We start from the raw sequence: 16,396 nt of genomic DNA on the forward strand, positions 1-16,396 counted from the left end.
GGTTTGCATCTCGGCCTGATCGCCTACGCGTGGAAAACGCTACGCGTTGATCGTGGTCGTGGCGGTCCGCCGATGCGGACGCTCCCATGATAGAGCTCTGATCGCGGCCAAGGGCCGCTCCTACAGGCACGGATACCTCTGTAGGAGCGGCCCATGGCCGCGATAGCCTGGCAGAACGCGAGGTGGGTTCAGCCCCTTACCGCCTCCAGCACCGCTTCCAGCGGATGGCGCAGGCGGCGGTCGTCGATGCGCTTGACCTGGCTGCGGCAGGAATAGCCGGTGGCCAGGGCTTCGCCCTGTTCCGCTGGAGCCGCCACGGCGCGGGCCCAGGATAGATCGTAGATGGTCTTGGAGGTCGCCAGGTTGCGTGCCTCGTGGCCGTAGGTGCCGGACATGCCGCAGCACCCGGTGCATTCCGGCTTGAGCCCCAGCCCCAGGCGTTCGAACACCTGCTGCCACTGGCCGACGCTGGCCGGGGCGTTGGTCTTCTCGGTGCAGTGGCCGAGCAGGCGATAGACCTTGTCGCCGACCACCTGCTGCTCCTTCGGCAACACCTGCAGTAGCCACTCCTGGGGCAGCAGGACCTCGGGCATCCGGGCGATACCGGGGACCTTGGGGTATTCCTGGCGATAGACCAGGGTCATGGCCGGATCGAGACCGACCAGCTTGACACCGAAGCCGGCCAGGCTGGCGAGCTGGGCGGCATTGCGCCGCGCCGTACGCTCGAAGGCGCCGAGGAAACCCTGCACCTGCAGTGGCTTGCCGTTGGCGCGATAGGGCGCCAGGAACACCCGCTGGCCGAGCCGTGCGGCCAGTTCGAGGAAGGCGGCGGTGAGCGGCGTCTCGAAGTAGCGGGTGAAGGCGTCCTGCACCAGCACGATGGTCTTGGCGCGCTCTGCGTCGCTCAGGGCCAGCAGCCGCTCCGGAGTGGCGATCTGGACCTGCCACTGCTGCATGACCGGTACCAGGTCGAAACGGCTGAGCAGGGGGCTGTCGACCATGCCGATGCGTTCGGCGAACAGCCGCTGGATCGGCGTCGCACCCATCACGGCGTTGTAGAGACCCGGGGCGCGGGCGAACAGCGGCAGGCTGAATTCGAGGGAGCCGATCAGGTAGTCGCGCAGCGGGCGCAGGTAGCGACGATGATAGAGCTCGAGAAAGCGCGAACGGAATTCCGGCACGTTGACCTTGATCGGGCACTGGCCCGCGCAGGACTTGCACGCCAGGCAGCCGGCCATGGCGTCATAGACCTCGTGGGAGAAGTCCGCCTCGGCCTGGCGGCCATTGCGCCAGCGCTGGGGCAGGGCCTTGAGCCAGTTCAGCGCACCGCGCGGAGCCGGAGCCAGGACGTCGATGCCGGCCTGGCCCTGGAGGCGCAACCATTCGCGGATCAGGGCGGCGCGGCCCTTGGGTGAATGGATGCGTTGGCGGGTGGCCTTCCAGGACGGGCACATGGCGTCGTCGGGATCGTAGTTGTAGCAGGCACCGTTGCCGTTGCAGTGCATGGCGGTGCCGTAGCTCTGCCAGACGCGCTCGTCGAGGGTGCGGTCCAGTTCGCCTCTCAGGGGCACGCCGTCGATCTTCAGCAGCTCGGCGCCGCTGGCGAGCGGGGTGGCGATCTTGCCCGGATTGAGCTGGTTGTGTGGATCGAAGGCGCCCTTGAGTGCCTGCAGGGCAGGGTAGAGGTCGCCGAAGAAGGCCGGGGCGTATTCCGAGCGCACGCCCTTGCCGTGTTCGCCCCACAGCAGGCCGCCGTATTTCTGCGTCAGCGCGGCCACCTGGTCGGAGATCGGCCGCACCAGCGCCGCCTGGCGCGGGTCCTTGAGATCCAGCGCCGGACGTACGTGCAGCACCCCGGCGTCGACGTGGCCGAACATGCCGTATTGCAGGTTGTGGCCGTCGAGCAGGGCGCGGAATTCGGCGATGAAGTCGGCCAGGCGCTCGGGCGGTACCGCGGTGTCCTCGACGAAGGGCTGCGGACGGATCTCGCCCTGGACGTTGCCCAGCAGGCCCACCGCGCGCTTGCGCATGGTGTAGACGCGGGTCACGGCGCTGCGACCCACGGCCAGGGTGTGGCCGAGCCGCTCGACGGTGGCGTCCTGGCGCAGATGGTCGAGGAAGCCCTGGACGCGGGCATCCACGACCTCGGGATCGTCGCCACTGAATTCCACCAGGTTGATGCCCAGGGTGGGACGCTCGACGTCCTCTGGGAAATACTCCGCCACGCTGTGCCAGACGATGTCCTGCATGGCCAGCAGCAGGACCTTGGAATCCACCGTCTCGATGGACAGCGGCTTGAGTTCGATCAGGGCGCGGGCGTCGCGCAGGGCGTCCATGAAGCTGGCGTAGCGGACGTTGACCAGCACCGAATACTTGGGAATCGGCAGGACATTGAGCTTGGCCTCGGCGATGAACGCCAGGGAGCCCTCGGCGCCGCAGAGCACGCTGTTGAGATTGAAGTGGCCGTCGGGCTCGATCAGGTGCGCCAGGTCATAGCCGGTGAGGCAGCGATTGAGCTTGGGAAAGCGTGCCTCGATCAGTTCGGCCTGGTTTACGGCGATGTCCCGCGCGCAGCGGTAGACGGCCCCGGTGCGGTCTTGGCGGGCGCAGAGGGCGTCCAGCTCGGTGCCGTCCACCGGACGACTTTCCAGGCGCTCGCCACCGATCAGGTAGGCGTCCAGTTCCAGCACGTGGTTGCGGGTCTTGCCGTAGGTCACGCTGCCCTGGCCGCTGGCGTCGGTGTTGATCATCCCGCCGATGGTGGCGCGGTTGGAGGTGGACAACTCCGGGGCGAAGAACAGCCCATGGGGCCGGAGCGCGGCGTTGAGCTGGTCCTTGACCACCCCGGCCTGCACCCGCACCCAGCCCTCAGCGGCATTGATCTCGAGGATCTTGTTCAGGTGGCGGGAGAGGTCGACCACGATGCCGTGGGTGAGCGACTGGCCATTGGTGCCGGTGCCGCCGCCGCGCGGGGTGAGGACCACACCCTGGAAGCGCGACTCGCCCATCAGTTGGGCCAGGCGCTGGACGTCGGCGCTGTCCTTGGGAAAGACCGCGGCCTGCGGCAGGCGCTGGTAGATGGAGTTGTCGGTGGCCATGACCGTGCGGCTGGCATGGTCCGGTGCGATCTCACCCTGGAAGCCGCTGGCGGCGAGGGCGCTGAGGAAGTCGGTGTAGGCGGCGGCGAGGGGCGCCGGGGCCGGCAGGCGGGCGATCATGTTCATCAGGCGGGCTCTCTGGCGGCGGACGGCCGTCTCCTTCAGCGAACGAAGGAATGGCGTCGACCTTTTCTGGCTATAGTAGGCATTCTCACCACAGCGCGCCGGGGCCACAACCGAAGATTCCGTCGCCTATGCCGGAAGATCCTGAATGAATCACCGTCGCCTGACACCCTCCATGTCGCTGCTGCTGGCCTTCGAGGCGGCGGCGCGCCACGAGAGCTATACCCGGGCGGCCGAGGAGCTGTCCCTGACCCAGAGCGCCGTGGGTCGCCAGGTGCAGGCGCTGGAACAGTTGCTGGGGCTGACGCTGTTCCGCCGCGAGGGCCGGCAGATCGTGCTGACCGATGTGGGGCGCGCCTACAGCCGCGAACTGGGCCTGGCCCTGGGACAGATTCGCAGTGCCACCCTGCAGGCCATGGCCTTCGCCTCTGGCCAGGGCACCCTGCGCCTGGCGGTGCTGCCGACCTTCGGCTCCAAGTGGCTGTTGCCGCGCCTGGGCGATTTCTACGCCGCCCACCCCGGCATGCTGGTGCACCTGCATTCGCGCATCCAGGCGGTGGACTTCGCCGCCAGCGAGATCGACGCCGCCATCAGCGTCGGCAGCGGTGAGTGGCCGGGGCTTTGTGCCCATCCCTTGCAAGCCGAGCAGCTCGTCGTCATCGCCAGCCCGGCCACCCTGGCGGAATTACCGGACGCTACGCCCGCCACCCTGGCCGGGCAACTGCTGTTGGGCGTGGCCAACAATCCCCAGGCCTGGGGCGAATGGTTCCGGCACCACGAGCTACCGCACCGGGCCATGCGCCCGGGGCCGAGTTTCGAGCTGACCTCGCACCTGATCCAGGCGGTGCGCGCCGGCATCGGCATCGGCCTGGTGCCGCGGGTGCTGGTGGAAGAGGAACTGGCCCAAGGCGAGTTGCTGGCCTGCGGTCCGGTGCTGGTCAGCCGACGCAGCTATTACCTGGTCTATCCGCCGCGCAACGAAGGGCTGCCGTCGCTGCAGGCCTTTCGTCAGTGGCTGCTGGCCGAGATCAACGAAGGAGAGGGACAGCCATGAGCAAGCCGGGACAGCGGGTACTGGCCGCGCTGCGGCAGATGATTCTCTCCGGCGAACTGGCGGCGGGTGAGCGACTGGCGGAGATCCCCACCGCCGAACGCTTCGCCGTGTCGCGCATGCCGGTGCGCCTGGCCTTGCGCACCCTGGCCCAAGAGGGATTGCTGGAAAGTAGTGGCGCCCGTGGCTATCAGGTGCGGGCGCTAACGAGCGCGGATCTGGAAGGCGCGGTAGAGGTGCGCGGCGTGCTGGAAGGCCTGGCCGCGCGCCAGGCCGCCGAACGAGGCCTGGACGCCGTGACGCGCGCTACGCTGGAAGACTGCCTGCGCCGGGGTGATCGGCTGTTCGCCAAGGGGTGCGTGCTGCTGGAGGACCTGGAGGAATACCACGAGCTCAATCGGGCCTTTCACCAGGCCATCGTCGCGGCCAGCGGCAATCCGGCCATCGCCCTGGCCCTGGGGCGTCATGAGCATCTGCCTTTCGCCTCGGTGAGCGCCCTGGCGGTGGATGCCGGAAATCTCGACCGTGAATACCGCCGCTTCAACTTCGCCCATCTGCAGCACCATGCGGTGTTCGACGCCCTGGTGCGCGGCCAGGGCGCGTGCGCCGAGGGCATCATGCGCGAGCACGCCCAGGCGACCCTGGGGTATGCACGGTGGTTTGGTGGGGAAGAGGGTGAGACGGGGGCGCTGAAGGTGCTGGTGTAGAGCGGACCCTCACCCCGGCCCTCTCCCAAGGGGAGAGGGGGAGTAAGAACCTGTTCACGATCTGCTGCGCGTCGGCCAAACGGCGTTGAAAATGCCTTCGGAATGCTCATTTACCACTTGTAACTGCGCTTCCTCAGCTATTTTCGTGGGGCCGCCTAGGCCTTGTTTGGCTCTAGCTCGCGAGATCGTGAACAGGTTCTAGGGTGGGCTCGGTTTGTCAGAGATCCAGCACCAACCGCTCGCCCTTGGCGCGGGAGCAGCAGGGGGTGAAGCGGTCATTGGCGGCGTGCTCGGCTGCGGAGAGAAAGAGGTCGCGGTGCTCGGGTTCGCCGGCCAGCACCGGGGTCAGGCAGGTGCCGCAGAGGCCCTGGCCACAGGAGACCGGCAGGACGACACCCAGGTCAGCCAGAACCTCGACCACGCTGCGTTCGGCCGGTACCTGCACGCGGCGACCGCTGCGCGCCAGTTCCACCTCGAAGGGTCTTTGCTCGCCCTGAACGGCGGGATCGGCGGCGAAGTACTCCCGATGGATCTGCCCGGGTTGCCAGCCCTGGGCCTGGGCGGCGTCCACCACCGCGGCCATGAAACCGGCCGGCCCGCAGACATAGAGGTGGTCGTCCGGTGCCGCCGGACCGAGCAGGTGCTGGAAGTTGGGGCGTAGCGCCGGATCGTGCTGGTCGAAGTGCACCTTGACCCGATCGGCATAGGGCCGCGCCTTGAGCCAGGGGATGAAGGCCGCATGCTCGCGGTCCCGCACCAGGTAGCGCAGCTGGAAGTGAGCGCCTAGCCGATGGAGCTGTTCGGCCATGGCCAGGATCGGCGTGATGCCGATGCCGCCGGCCAGCAGTTGGGTGCGGCGCGCAGTGGGGACCAGGGCGAAGAGATTACGCGGCTCGCTCGCCTGGAGGTGGTCACCCACCTGCAGCCGATGCATGGCCTGGGAGCCGCCGCGGGAGTCGGCGACGAGCAGCACGGCGATGCGGTAGTGGGTCGGTGCGGGCTCGGGCGCGCTGCAGAGCGAGTAGTGGCGCACCAGGCCGTCGCCCAGGGTGATCTCCAGATGGGCCCCGGCGGCGAAGCCGGGTAGGGGGCCGCCGTCGGCCCGGGCCAGGTCGAAGGCCAGGACGGTGGGGGCCTCGCGCTGCACGGCGGTGACGATCAGATCGAGCATGAGGAGTCTCCTAGGCGATCTGCCGGACCGGGATGCCGGTGGCGGCCTGTTCGGCGGCCAGCAGGCGGTCGATGATCTGCCGCGACTGCACGCCGCCGGCATCGATGTTGAGCTTGAGCAGGCCGCGCTCGGGATAGCGCAGCAGGTTCTGCTGCTGGCGTTCGAGCATTTCCAGGTCTTCGCTGAAGATCCTGCCCTGGCCCTCGCGGATGCTGGCGGTGAGTTCGGCGTCCTCCGGCTTGAAGTTGCGCGCCATGCCCCAGAAGTACCAGATGGAGGTCTCGGTTTCGGGGGTGATGAAGTCCACCACCACGCTGGCGGCCTTGACCGCGGCCGGAGCGTGGTAGCCACCATGACCGGCATGGGCCACGCCCACCTCGATCATCACGTGGCTGGGCGGGGTGAAGCGGCAGATCTGCCAGCGATCCACCGGAACGTCGTCGGCCAGGCCGTTGCCGCGCAGGGCCATGCGCCAGAAGGGCGGGGCGGAGATGTTTTCCATGTGCCGGCTGGTGATGACCTCGTCGCCTTCGACGCGGGTGGCCGGCGGCGCCTCGTCGATCTCCTTCTGGCCGATGCTGGAAGCGTGGACATAGGTCTCGTGGGTGAGATCCATGAGGTTGTCGATCATCAGCCGGTAGTCGCACTGGATGTGATAGAGGCCACCGCCATAGGCCCAGTCGGGGCTCTCGGCCCATTCCAGGTGGGGGATCAGCGCGGGCTCGGCCTTGGCCTGGTCGCCCGGCCAGACCCAGACGAAGCCGTAGCGTTCGACGACGGCATAGGGGCGCACCGCGGGAAAGACCCCGACCCGCTGGCCCGGCATGCCGAGGGTCTTGCCGCCGCAGCCCATCTCCAGGCCGTGGTAGCCGCAAACCAGGGTGCCGTCGCGGACGAAGCCCAGGGACAGCGGCGCGCCACGGTGCGGGCAGAAGTCTTCCAGGGCCACCACCTGGCCGTTGGCATCACGACAGAAGACCAGGGGTTCGCCGCAGATCTGGCGACCCAGGGGTTTGTCCTGCACTTCGTCGGGGGTACAGGCGACGTACCAGGCGTTCTTCGGGTACATGAGCGGGACCTCTTGTTGTTGTTCATTGGATCCAATAGTTATGAGGCTTAACCTTTCCTGTCAATGTGATTCTGTGGCAAAGGCGTCTATCAGGACGAATGGCGTCGCTATCTCCTCTGCTATTGGATCCTGTCTGCCGGATCATCCCCATCGCTCATCGCTATCGTTCAAGCTCGGCAAAATAGTTAATTGACATAACTAAATGCTCGGCGTAGCTTCTATTCCATACCCCAAACAACAAGAGGCACACGCCATGAGCAGCTACGACGGACGCTGGCAGACGGTCAAGGTGGACATCGAGGACGGTATCGCCTGGGTGACGCTCAACCGCCCTGAGAAACGCAACGCCATGAGTCCCACCCTCAACCGCGAGATGGTCGAGGTATTGGAGACCCTGGAGCAGGACGCCAGCGCCGGCGTGCTGGTGCTGACCGGTGCCGGCGATGCCTGGACCGCGGGCATGGACCTCAAGGAATACTTCCGCGAGACCGATGCCGGCCCCGAGATTCTGCAAGAGAAGATTCGCCGCGACGCCTCTCAGTGGCAGTGGAAGCTGTTGCGCATGTACGCCAAGCCGACCATCGCCATGGTCAATGGCTGGTGCTTCGGCGGTGGCTTCAGCCCGCTGGTGGCCTGCGACCTGGCCATCACCGCCGACGAGGCCACCTTCGGCCTGTCCGAGATCAACTGGGGCATCCCGCCGGGCAACCTGGTGAGCAAGGCCCTGGCCGACACCGTTGGCCATCGCACCGCTCTCTACTATGTGATGACCGGCAAGACCTTCAGCGGTCCCGAGGCGGCGGCCATGGGCCTGGTCAACCAGAGCGTGCCGCGCGATCGGTTGCGCGAGGTGACCATCGCCCTGGCGCGGGAGCTGCTGGACAAGAATCCGGTGGTGCTGCGCGCCGCCAAGGTCGGCTTCAAGCGTTGCCGCGAACTGACCTGGGAGCAGAACGAGGACTACCTCTATGCCAAGCTCGACCAGTCGCGCCTGCAAGATCCGGAGGGCGGTCGCGAACAGGGCATGAAGCAATTCCTCGACGAGAAGAGCATCAAGCCGGGCCTACAGACCTACAAGCGCTGAAGCGCCACTGCCCACACGTACAACAACAAGAGGTAGCGTCATGGTCGAGGTATCCCTGCTCATCGGCGGCGCCAGCCGCCCGGCCGGTGACGGTCGTAGCTATCAACGTCGCCATCCGGTGACCGGCGCGGTGGTCTCCACGGTGGCCGCTGCCACCCTGGACGATGCCGATGCCGCGGTGGCGGCGGCCCAGGTCGCCTATCCTGCCTGGGCGGCGCTGCCGCCGGGTGAGCGCCGTCGCCGATTGCTGGCGGCGGCTGACGGCTTGGCCGCGCGCAGTGGCGAATTCGTCGCCCTGGCCGGGGAGACCGGCGCCATGGCCAACTGGTACGGCTTCAACGTGCACCTCGCGGCCAACATGCTGCGCGAGGCGGCGGCCATGACCACCCAGATCCAGGGTGAGGTCATTCCGTCCGACGTACCCGGCAGCTTCGCCATGGCGCTGCGCCAGCCCTGCGGCGTGGTGCTCGGTATCGCGCCCTGGAATGCCCCGGTGATCCTCGGCACCCGTGCCCTGGCCATGCCCCTGGCCTGTGGCAACACCGTGGTGCTCAAGGCATCCGAGCAAAGCCCGGGCGTGCACCGGCTGATCGGCCAGGTGCTGCAGGACGCCGGGCTGGGTGACGGCGTGGTCAACGTCGTCACCAACGCCCCGGAAGATGCCCCGGCCATCGTCGAGCGGCTGATCGCCAACCCGGCGGTGCGGCGGGTCAACTTCACCGGCTCCACCCGGGTCGGCCGCATCGTCGGCGAGCTGGCGGCGCGCCATCTCAAGCCGGCCGTGCTGGAGCTGGGCGGCAAGGCGCCGCTGCTGGTGCTGGACGATGCCGACCTGGATGCCGCGGTCGCCGCGGCGGCCTTCGGTGCCTACTTCAACCAGGGACAGATCTGCATGTCCACCGAGCGCCTGCTGGTGGACGGCCGGATCGCCGACGCCTTCGTCGAACGCCTGGCGGCCAAGGTGCGCACCCTCAAGGCGGGCGATCCCAACGCACCCGATTCGGTGCTGGGCTCCCTGATCGACGCCAGCGCCGGCACGCGCATCAAGGCGCTGATCGATGACGCCCTGGGCAAGGGCGCGCGCCTGGTCTGCGGCGGCGAGCTGGAGGGCAGCATCCTGCAGCCGACGCTGCTGGATGGCGTCACCGCCGAGATGAAGCTCTATGCCGAGGAATCCTTCGGACCGGTCGCGGTGGTGATCCGTGCCGAGGGTGACGAAGCCCTGCTGTGCCTGGCCAACGATTCCGAATTCGGGCTCTCGTCGGCCATCTTCAGCCGCGACACCGCCCGTGCCCTGGCACTGGCCCAGCGGGTGGAGAGCGGCATCTGCCACATCAACGGCCCCACGGTGCACGACGAGGCGCAGATGCCCTTCGGCGGCGTCAAGGCCAGCGGTTATGGCAGCTTCGGCTCGCGGGCGTCCATCGACCATTTCACCCAGTTGCGCTGGGTGACGCTGCAGACGGGGCCGCGCCACTACCCGATCTAGTTTTCCTTAATTAAGGCTTGTTTGAAAAGTCGCCGAACGAAGGTTAGGCAGGGCAAAAATCAGCGAGGAGGCGGATCGGACTCGCGCTCGAGTTTACGAATGGTAAATGAGCATTGCGACGGGGCCGCCCAGGCCGGGCTGGCGATCCAGCTGATTTTTAACGCAGCATCACCGATGCGCAGGCACTTTTCAGACAAAGCCTAGTGTGGTGTTTCAGAAGTTCGCGCAAGAATTGGCGAGTGATTTTTAGGTCCTGGCTAGGCGCCGCGACGAGTCATAGCAGAGCTATGGCGAGGAGTGGCAACGCCGCCAGGGCCGAAAAAGCGCCGCCAAAATTGTGTAGATAACTTCTGAAACACCACACTAGCTCCTGTCGCGACAACAATAAGAGGCGCCTCCTGGCGCCAGCCCAGAGGAGAATTCACGGTGAGCCATGTCACGCAAACCCGCGCGCCTGCGGATCGGTCGCTGCGCTATCGACCGGTCGCCCTGGGGCACCCCGGCGTCCAGGTGGAAGAGCGGGATGGATTGCTCTACATGACATCCCAGGAAGCCTTGGCGCCCTTGCCGGACCGGCTGTTGGATCGCCTGGTGCACTGGGCCAGCGTGGCGCCCACGCGGACCTTCTTCGCTGCCCGGCAAGCCGGCGGCGCCTGGCGCGAATTCTCCTACGGCGAGATGCTGCAGCGGGTGCGCCAGCTGGCCGCCGCGCTGCTGGAGTTCGGCCTCTGTGCCGAGCGCCCGCTGGCGATTCTCTCCGGCAACGATCCCGAACACCTGCAACTGGCCATGGCGGCGCTCTATGCCGGCATTCCGTTCTGCCCGGTATCGCCCGGCTACTCGCTGCTGTCCCAGGACCACGCCAAGCTGCGCCATGTCTGCGGCCTGCTGCAGCCAGGACTGGTGTTCGTCAGCGACGGCCCGGCCTTCCAGAAGGCGCTGGATGCCGTGCTGCCCGCCGACGTACCGGTGATCGCGACCCGCGGCCAGGTACAGGGCCGCGGCACCCTGGCCTTCGCGACGCTGCTCGCCCGCGGTGAACTGGCGGCGGCCGAGCGCGCCTTCGCCGCCACCGGGCCGGACAGCATCGCCAAGTTCCTCTTCACCTCCGGCTCCACCAAGTTGCCCAAGGCCGTGACCACCACCCAGCGCATGCTCTGCGCCAACCAGCAAATGCTCTTGCAGACCTTCCCGGTATTCAGCGAGGAACCGCCGGTGCTGGTGGACTGGCTGCCCTGGAGCCACACCTTCGGCGGCAGCCATAACCTGGGGATCGTGCTCTACAACGGCGGCACCTTCTATCTGGACGAAGGCAAGCCGACGTCCCAGGGCTTCGGCGAGACCCTGCGCAACCTGCGCGAGGTTTCACCCACCGCCTACCTGACGGTGCCGCGCGGCTGGGAAGAACTGGCCAATGCCCTGGAGCGCGACGCCGAGCTGCGTGAGCGCTTCTTCGCCCGCATGCGGCTGTTCTTCTTCGCCGCGGCGGGGCTGTCGCAAAGCGTCTGGGATCGCCTGGACCGCATCGCCGAGGCCCACTGCGGCGAACGCATCCGCATGATGGCTGGCCTGGGCATGACCGAGGCCTCGCCCAGTTGCACCTTCACTACCGGGCCACTGTCGGTGGCCGGCTACGTCGGGGTGCCGGCACCGGGCTGTGAACTCAAGCTGGTGCCGGTGGACGGCAAGCTGGAAGGGCGCTTTCGGGGTCCACACATCATGCCCGGCTACTGGCGCGATCCGGTGCAGACCGCCGCCTGCTTCGACGAGGAAGGTTTCTACTGCTCGGGCGATGCGCTCAAGCTGGTCGACCCGGCCAATCCGCAGCTGGGCCTGATGTTCGATGGCCGCATCGCCGAGGACTTCAAGTTGTCGTCCGGGGTGTTCGTCAGCGTCGGTCCGCTGCGTAACCGGGCGGTGCTGGAGGGGACGCCGCTGGTGCAGGACGTGGTAGTGGCCGCGCCGGATCGGGAGTGTCTGGGACTGCTGGTCTTCCCGCGCCTGGCGGACTGCCGGCAACTGGCCGGGCTCGACGACGGCGCCGACGCCGCCACGGTACTGGCCAGCGCGCCGGTACAGCAATGGTTCGCCGCTTGGCTGGGGCGCCTCAACCGCGACGCCTCGGGCAACGCCAGCCGCCTGGAATGGATCGCCCTGCAGGAAGAGCCGCCGTCCGCCGACCGTGGTGAGATCACCGACAAGGGCTCGCTCAACCAGCGCAGCGTTCTGACCTATCGGGCGGAGCGGGTCGCGGCCTGCTACCAGGGCACGGCGCCACTGTTGATTCGGGCGTGAGTGGGGGAGTTGGGTGTCCCTCACCCCAACCCTCTCCCTGAGGGATAGGAAGCGCTAGGGCGTGTGCCTGACAGCGGGTGCGGCTGCCGTAGGTGGTGGTCGCGTGCGGCGCCCAACCAGGGGGGCGGTGGCTGATACCACCGCTCTCCCCGACCTTCTTCCAGGAGGGGAAGGGTGCTCAACCCTTGCGTGACTTGGTCGTCGCGCCGGTGCCGTACAGGGGTTTGCCGCCCAGGCTGCGGGTCAGTTCATCCGCGGCCTTGCGCAGCACCTCGTATAGGGTTTCGGCGCGTTCCAGGCTGAGGCGGTTCGCCGGGCCCGATATCACGATGGCGCCCAGCAGCTCTTCCTGGGCGTCGTAGATGGGCAGGGCCAGGGAAGAGGCGTGCGGGTCCGTGGCGCCACAGGAGTAGTAGGGGGTGATCCCGGCCTTGGCCACCTCGTAGGGGGTCTGCAGCGCCAGGGCGCCGGCTGCCTTGTCCATCGGCCGCATGTCGCCGGGCTGCAGGTGCAGGCGCAGGCGGTGCGGGGAATTCACCCGGTACTGGCAGAGGCGGTAGGCTCCGTGCCTGACGTAGTAGGAGGCGGTTTCCCCGCTTTCCTCGGTGAGCTGATGCAGACGCGGCATGATGTGGCGGCCGACGTCGTGGGAATCCTGGTAGACGGCATTGAGGCGTACCACCTCGCTGGCCAGGATGTAGTTGCCATCGGCGAGCCGGGTGACCAGGCCGTATTTCTCCAGCGACACCACCAGACGCATGATGGTGCTCTTGATCAAGCCGGTGCGGCTGGCCAGTTCGGCGAGGCTCAAGGCGGCGTCGCCGACGCGAAAGGCGGTGAGAACGGTCAAGACGCGGTCAGCGGAAGCGACGCCGGAAACGCCTGGGCGAGGACGGGTGGTGTTCAAGCTCAAGTTCCTGAATGGGCAGCTATCCGCACATTATCCGCTAGCGTCCGTGCAGCGCATAGAGAGTCGCACCTGTCAGCCGCTCGGGCTGCCTGCTGGCGCGTCACCCGATTGGGTCTGGATGTTGCTCGGCTGCTCAGGCGCCGACCGAACGAGGCTCCACCTGGGTGACGCTCCCGATCTGGCTTTATCGATAAAAAGAAAATTACATTCTGAAAATTTAAGGGAGCCTTTTGGCTGGTCGGCCTTCCGCCGGGCCTGAAGTCCTATTGAGCGAGTATCTGTCTTTTCTGGTTACGATTTCTCTGAGCATCGCCCGGTCTGTTGGCTCGTTTATGAAACGGCATTGCATTATCTTGGTTTCGCAGGGAGAGTCCTTGTCGGCGTATCCGCGCAGGGACACCGCTGGCCAGGGCGCCCGATGCCTCGGGTGTGCCCGACGCGGTGACCCGCCATTCCAAGAAGAACAACAGAGAGCCATCCATGACCAAGACCGCGAGCGCTTTAGTAGCCTCTTTCCTGGCGCTGTCCCTAAACCCCGTCACGGCACACGCCGCCTGGCCGGAAGATCGGCCCATCGAATTCCTGGTCGCCTATGCCCCTGGTGGCAGCACCGATATCATGGCGCGCGCGATGCAGCCCTATCTCGAGAAGCGCCTGGGCGCGAAGATCGTCATCGTCAACCGGCCCGGCGCGGCGGGTGAGATCGCCTATACCATGCTGAGCAAGGCGAAACCCGATGGCTACACCTTCGCCTTCATCAATACCCCCGGCTTCCTGAGCACACGGGTCCAGCGCAAGGTGGGTTACGACCCGGCGAAGATCCGCCCGGTGGCGCGCATCGTCGATGATCCCACGGTGCTGGCGGTCCCCAAGGATTCCACCTACAAGACCCTGGCGGATTTCACCGCGGCCGCCAAGGCCGCACCTGGCAAGTTCTCGGTCGGCACCTCCGGCGTCGGCACGGATGACCACCTGATGATGGTGGAGCTGCAACAGCTGACCGACATCAAGCTCACCCACGTGCCCTTCAGTGGCGCCTCCGAATCCCGCACCGCCCTGATGGGTGGCCATATCAGCGCGGCGGGCCAGAACATCAGCGAGATGAACGCGGACGACGACTTCCGCGTCCTCGCGCAGTTTTCCGCCGAGCGCATGCCCCAGCAGCCCGATCTCCCCACCGCCAAGGAGCAGGGCGTCAACTTGGTTATGACCTCCGAACGGGGCATCGCCGCGCCGTCCGGGGTGCCCGAGGCCATCGAGCAGCGCATGGCGCAGGCGGTGAAGGAGGTCATCGAGGATCCGGCCTTCGTCAAACAGGCCCAGGACCTGTCGCTGCCGCTGGCCTATCTGTCCGGTGAGGACTGGGCCGCCCAGATGCCGGCGCAGCTCGCGGGCTACCAGAAGCTGTGGAGCGTCTCTCCATGGGTGCAGTGACGCGCGGCAATCGTCCCGACTTGCTCGCCAGTGCCCTCTTCATCGGCCTGGGGGCGCTGGTGCTCTGGTCGTCGAAGGACCTGCCGTTCGGCAGCGCGGCCATGATGGGGCCAGGCTATCTGCCGGTATTGGTCGGCTCGCTGGTGATCATCCTCGGCGTCGTCATCGGCCTGCTGGGCCTGTGGCAGCACGCGGAGTCCATCGGCGCCGTGCAGCTCAGACCCTTGCTGATCCTGCTGGCCTCCGTCGGGGGCTTCGCCCTGGCGGCCGAGTATGCCGGCTTCATCGTCGCGGCGGCCGGGCTGGTGATCTTCGGCAGCCTGGCCGACCGCGAGTGGCGGCTGCGCGAGGTATTGATCTCCAGCGTGGTGCTGACCCTGTTCGGCGTGCTGGTCTTCATCTACGGGCTGGATGTCCAAATGCGGGTAGGGCCTTTCTGATGGAGATCTTCGACGCGCTCTACCTGGGCTTCTCCGAAGCCATGAGTCCGACCAACCTGGCGTTCTGCCTGATCGGGGCCCTGCTCGGGACGCTGATCGGCGTGCTGCCGGGCATCGGGCCCACGGCCACGGTGGCGATCCTGTTGCCGATCACCTATTTCCTGCCACCGCTGGCCGCCCTGATCATGCTGGCCGGCATCTTCTACGGCGCCCAGTATGGTGGCTCGACCACGGCGATCCTGGTCAATCTGCCGGGTGAGGCCTCGGCCGTGGTCACGGCGCTGGACGGCCATGCCATGGCCAAGCGCGGGCGGGCGGGGGCAGCGCTCGCCACCGCTGCCCTGGCGTCCTTCTTCGCCGGAACCGTCGCCACCGTGGCCCTGGCGGTGGCCGGGCCCGTGCTGTCGCGCTTCGCCCTGTCCTTCGGGCCGGCGGAATACGTGGCGCTGACCGTGTTCGGTCTGCTGGCGGCGACCATCCTGGCCAGCGGCTCGGTGATCAAGGCGGTCGGCATGGTCTGCCTGGGACTGCTGCTCGGCATGGTGGGCATGGATGTCAGCAGTGGCACCACGCGCCTGACCTTCGGTTCCACTGACCTCTACGACGGCATCGATTTCGTGGTGATCGCGGTGGGCCTGTTCGGCATCGCCGAGATCGCCGTCAACCTCGAATCCCGCGAAGCCCGTGGCACCCTCGCCGGCAAGATCACCCGGTTGTGGCCCACCCGCGAGGACTTCCGCAGGGCCTGGCCGGCCACCTTGCGCGGTACGGCCCTGGGCACCTTCCTGGGCGTATTGCCCGGCGGCGGTGCGACCCTGAGCGCCTTCAGTGCCTATTCGCTGGAAAAGAAGGTCTCGAAGACGCCGGAGCGGTTCGGCACCGGGATGGTGGAGGGCGTCGCCGCGCCGGAGTCGGCCAACAATGCGGGCGCCCAGTCGTCCTTCATCCCGTTGCTGACCCTGGGCATTCCCTCCAACTCGATCATGGCCATGATGCTCGGCGCCATGATGATCCATGGCATCACCCCCGGGCCTTCGGTGATCACCAACCAGCCGGCGTTGTTCTGGGGGCTGATCGCCAGCATGTGGATCGGCAACCTGATGCTGCTGGTCATCAACCTGCCGCTCATCGGCGTCTGGGTGCGGCTGCTGCAGGTGCCCTATCGGCTGCTGTTCCCGGCCATCCTGCTGTTCTGCTGCGTCGGGGTCTATAGCGTCAACAACCGTGGCTTCGACGTCGCCCTGGTGATCATCTTCGGCCTGCTGGGCTATCTGTTCCGCAAGGCCAGGTGCGAACCGGGCCCGCTGCTGCTGGGCTTCGTCCTCGGGCCCTTGCTGGAAACCAACCTGAGGCGCGCCTTGCTGATCTCCCAGGGTGATCCGGCCGTGCTGGTCCAGCGGCCGATCAGCGCTACCCTGTTCGCCGCCTCCGCCATCCTGCTGGTGATGATGGTGCTGCCGGCCTTTCGCCGGAAGCGGGAGGAAGCCTTCCAGGAGGAAGAGGCCTGAGCGGGGAGGGGGCGACG

At 67.0% G+C, this 16,396-nt stretch carries 12 protein-coding genes; 8 read left to right on the forward strand and 4 right to left on the reverse strand.

Annotated elements, in window-relative coordinates; all coding sequences use genetic code 11:
• Positions 1-188: 188 nt before the first annotated feature.
• Entirely contained in the window at positions 189-3,218 is a 3,030-nt protein-coding gene (gene ydiJ, locus AR540_RS06975; RefSeq protein WP_059227990.1) for a D-2-hydroxyglutarate dehydrogenase YdiJ, read from the reverse strand.
• Between the two features lie 151 nt (positions 3,219-3,369).
• Between ydiJ and AR540_RS06980 the strand changes: the two genes are divergently transcribed.
• Positions 3,370-4,275, forward strand: coding sequence for a LysR substrate-binding domain-containing protein (locus AR540_RS06980; RefSeq protein WP_059227276.1), 906 nt, complete (start codon positions 3,370-3,372; stop codon positions 4,273-4,275).
• Positions 4,272-4,979 carry a GntR family transcriptional regulator gene (locus AR540_RS06985; RefSeq protein WP_059227278.1) on the forward strand — a complete coding sequence of 236 codons (708 nt, stop codon included), beginning with the start codon at positions 4,272-4,274 and terminating at the stop codon, positions 4,977-4,979. The genes AR540_RS06980 and AR540_RS06985 overlap by 4 nt, the downstream gene beginning before the upstream one ends.
• 217 nt (positions 4,980-5,196) lie before the next feature.
• On the opposite strand, the gene AR540_RS06990 is transcribed toward AR540_RS06985, so the two are convergent.
• Positions 5,197-6,150 carry a PDR/VanB family oxidoreductase gene (locus AR540_RS06990; RefSeq protein ID WP_059227279.1) on the reverse strand — a complete coding sequence of 318 codons (954 nt, stop codon included), beginning with the start codon at positions 6,148-6,150 and terminating at the stop codon, positions 5,197-5,199.
• A 10-nt stretch (positions 6,151-6,160) separates the two neighbouring features.
• Positions 6,161-7,219, reverse strand: a complete 1,059-nt coding sequence (locus AR540_RS06995; protein ID WP_059227282.1) for an aromatic ring-hydroxylating dioxygenase subunit alpha — start codon at positions 7,217-7,219, stop codon at positions 6,161-6,163.
• A 253-nt stretch (positions 7,220-7,472) separates the two neighbouring features.
• On the opposite strand from AR540_RS06995, the gene AR540_RS07000 reads away from it, so the two are divergent.
• The 3 genes from AR540_RS07000 to AR540_RS07010 all read left to right on the forward strand — a co-directional run bounded on the left by AR540_RS07000 (position 7,473) and on the right by AR540_RS07010 (position 12,087).
• Complete coding sequence (locus AR540_RS07000; RefSeq protein ID WP_059227283.1) at positions 7,473-8,303, forward strand: p-hydroxycinnamoyl CoA hydratase/lyase; 831 nt, start codon at positions 7,473-7,475, stop codon at positions 8,301-8,303.
• Positions 8,304-8,343: 40 nt separating this feature from the next.
• Positions 8,344-9,792, forward strand: coding sequence for an aldehyde dehydrogenase (locus tag AR540_RS07005; RefSeq protein WP_059227285.1), 1,449 nt, complete (start codon positions 8,344-8,346; stop codon positions 9,790-9,792).
• Positions 9,793-10,218: 426 nt separating this feature from the next.
• Positions 10,219-12,087, forward strand: a complete 1,869-nt coding sequence (locus tag AR540_RS07010; RefSeq protein WP_059227287.1) for a feruloyl-CoA synthase — start codon at positions 10,219-10,221, stop codon at positions 12,085-12,087.
• A 178-nt stretch (positions 12,088-12,265) separates the two neighbouring features.
• On the opposite strand, the gene AR540_RS07015 is transcribed toward AR540_RS07010, so the two are convergent.
• Complete coding sequence (locus AR540_RS07015; RefSeq protein WP_059227289.1) at positions 12,266-12,994, reverse strand: IclR family transcriptional regulator; 729 nt, start codon at positions 12,992-12,994, stop codon at positions 12,266-12,268.
• Between the two features lie 483 nt (positions 12,995-13,477).
• Between AR540_RS07015 and AR540_RS07020 the strand changes: the two genes are divergently transcribed.
• The 3 genes from AR540_RS07020 to AR540_RS07030 are packed head-to-tail and all read left to right on the forward strand — an operon-like array spanning position 13,478 to position 16,379.
• The gene (locus AR540_RS07020) at positions 13,478-14,431 is read left to right on the forward strand and encodes a tripartite tricarboxylate transporter substrate binding protein (protein WP_082706930.1); all 954 of its coding nucleotides are present in this window, start codon (positions 13,478-13,480) and stop codon (positions 14,429-14,431) included.
• Positions 14,419-14,871, forward strand: a complete 453-nt coding sequence (locus AR540_RS07025; RefSeq protein WP_059227291.1) for a tripartite tricarboxylate transporter TctB family protein — start codon at positions 14,419-14,421, stop codon at positions 14,869-14,871. The genes AR540_RS07020 and AR540_RS07025 overlap by 13 nt, the downstream gene beginning before the upstream one ends.
• Positions 14,871-16,379, forward strand: coding sequence for a tripartite tricarboxylate transporter permease (locus AR540_RS07030; RefSeq protein WP_059227293.1), 1,509 nt, complete (start codon positions 14,871-14,873; stop codon positions 16,377-16,379). Before AR540_RS07025 ends, AR540_RS07030 begins: the two co-directional genes overlap by 1 nt.
• The last annotated feature ends 17 nt before the right edge of the window (positions 16,380-16,396 follow it).

The sequence above is a fragment of the Pseudomonas sp. EpS/L25 genome, from assembly GCF_001512295.1.
GTDB lineage: Bacteria > Pseudomonadota > Gammaproteobacteria > Pseudomonadales > Pseudomonadaceae > Chryseomonas.

What these genes read in the sequence shown, in the direction of transcription:
- ydiJ (WP_059227990.1), bottom strand. Translation starts at nt 3,218, where the DNA reads ATGATCGCCCGCCTGCCGGCCCCGGCGCCCCTCGCCGCCGCCTACACC.
- AR540_RS06980 (WP_059227276.1), top strand. Translation starts at nt 3,370, where the DNA reads ATGAATCACCGTCGCCTGACACCCTCCATGTCGCTGCTGCTGGCCTTC.
- AR540_RS06985 (WP_059227278.1), top strand. Translation starts at nt 4,272, where the DNA reads ATGAGCAAGCCGGGACAGCGGGTACTGGCCGCGCTGCGGCAGATGATT.
- AR540_RS06990 (WP_059227279.1), bottom strand. Translation starts at nt 6,150, where the DNA reads ATGCTCGATCTGATCGTCACCGCCGTGCAGCGCGAGGCCCCCACCGTC.
- AR540_RS06995 (WP_059227282.1), bottom strand. Translation starts at nt 7,219, where the DNA reads ATGTACCCGAAGAACGCCTGGTACGTCGCCTGTACCCCCGACGAAGTG.
- AR540_RS07000 (WP_059227283.1), top strand. Translation starts at nt 7,473, where the DNA reads ATGAGCAGCTACGACGGACGCTGGCAGACGGTCAAGGTGGACATCGAG.
- AR540_RS07005 (WP_059227285.1), top strand. Translation starts at nt 8,344, where the DNA reads ATGGTCGAGGTATCCCTGCTCATCGGCGGCGCCAGCCGCCCGGCCGGT.
- AR540_RS07020 (WP_082706930.1), top strand. Translation starts at nt 13,478, where the DNA reads ATGACCAAGACCGCGAGCGCTTTAGTAGCCTCTTTCCTGGCGCTGTCC.
- AR540_RS07025 (WP_059227291.1), top strand. Translation starts at nt 14,419, where the DNA reads ATGGGTGCAGTGACGCGCGGCAATCGTCCCGACTTGCTCGCCAGTGCC.
- AR540_RS07030 (WP_059227293.1), top strand. Translation starts at nt 14,871, where the DNA reads ATGGAGATCTTCGACGCGCTCTACCTGGGCTTCTCCGAAGCCATGAGT.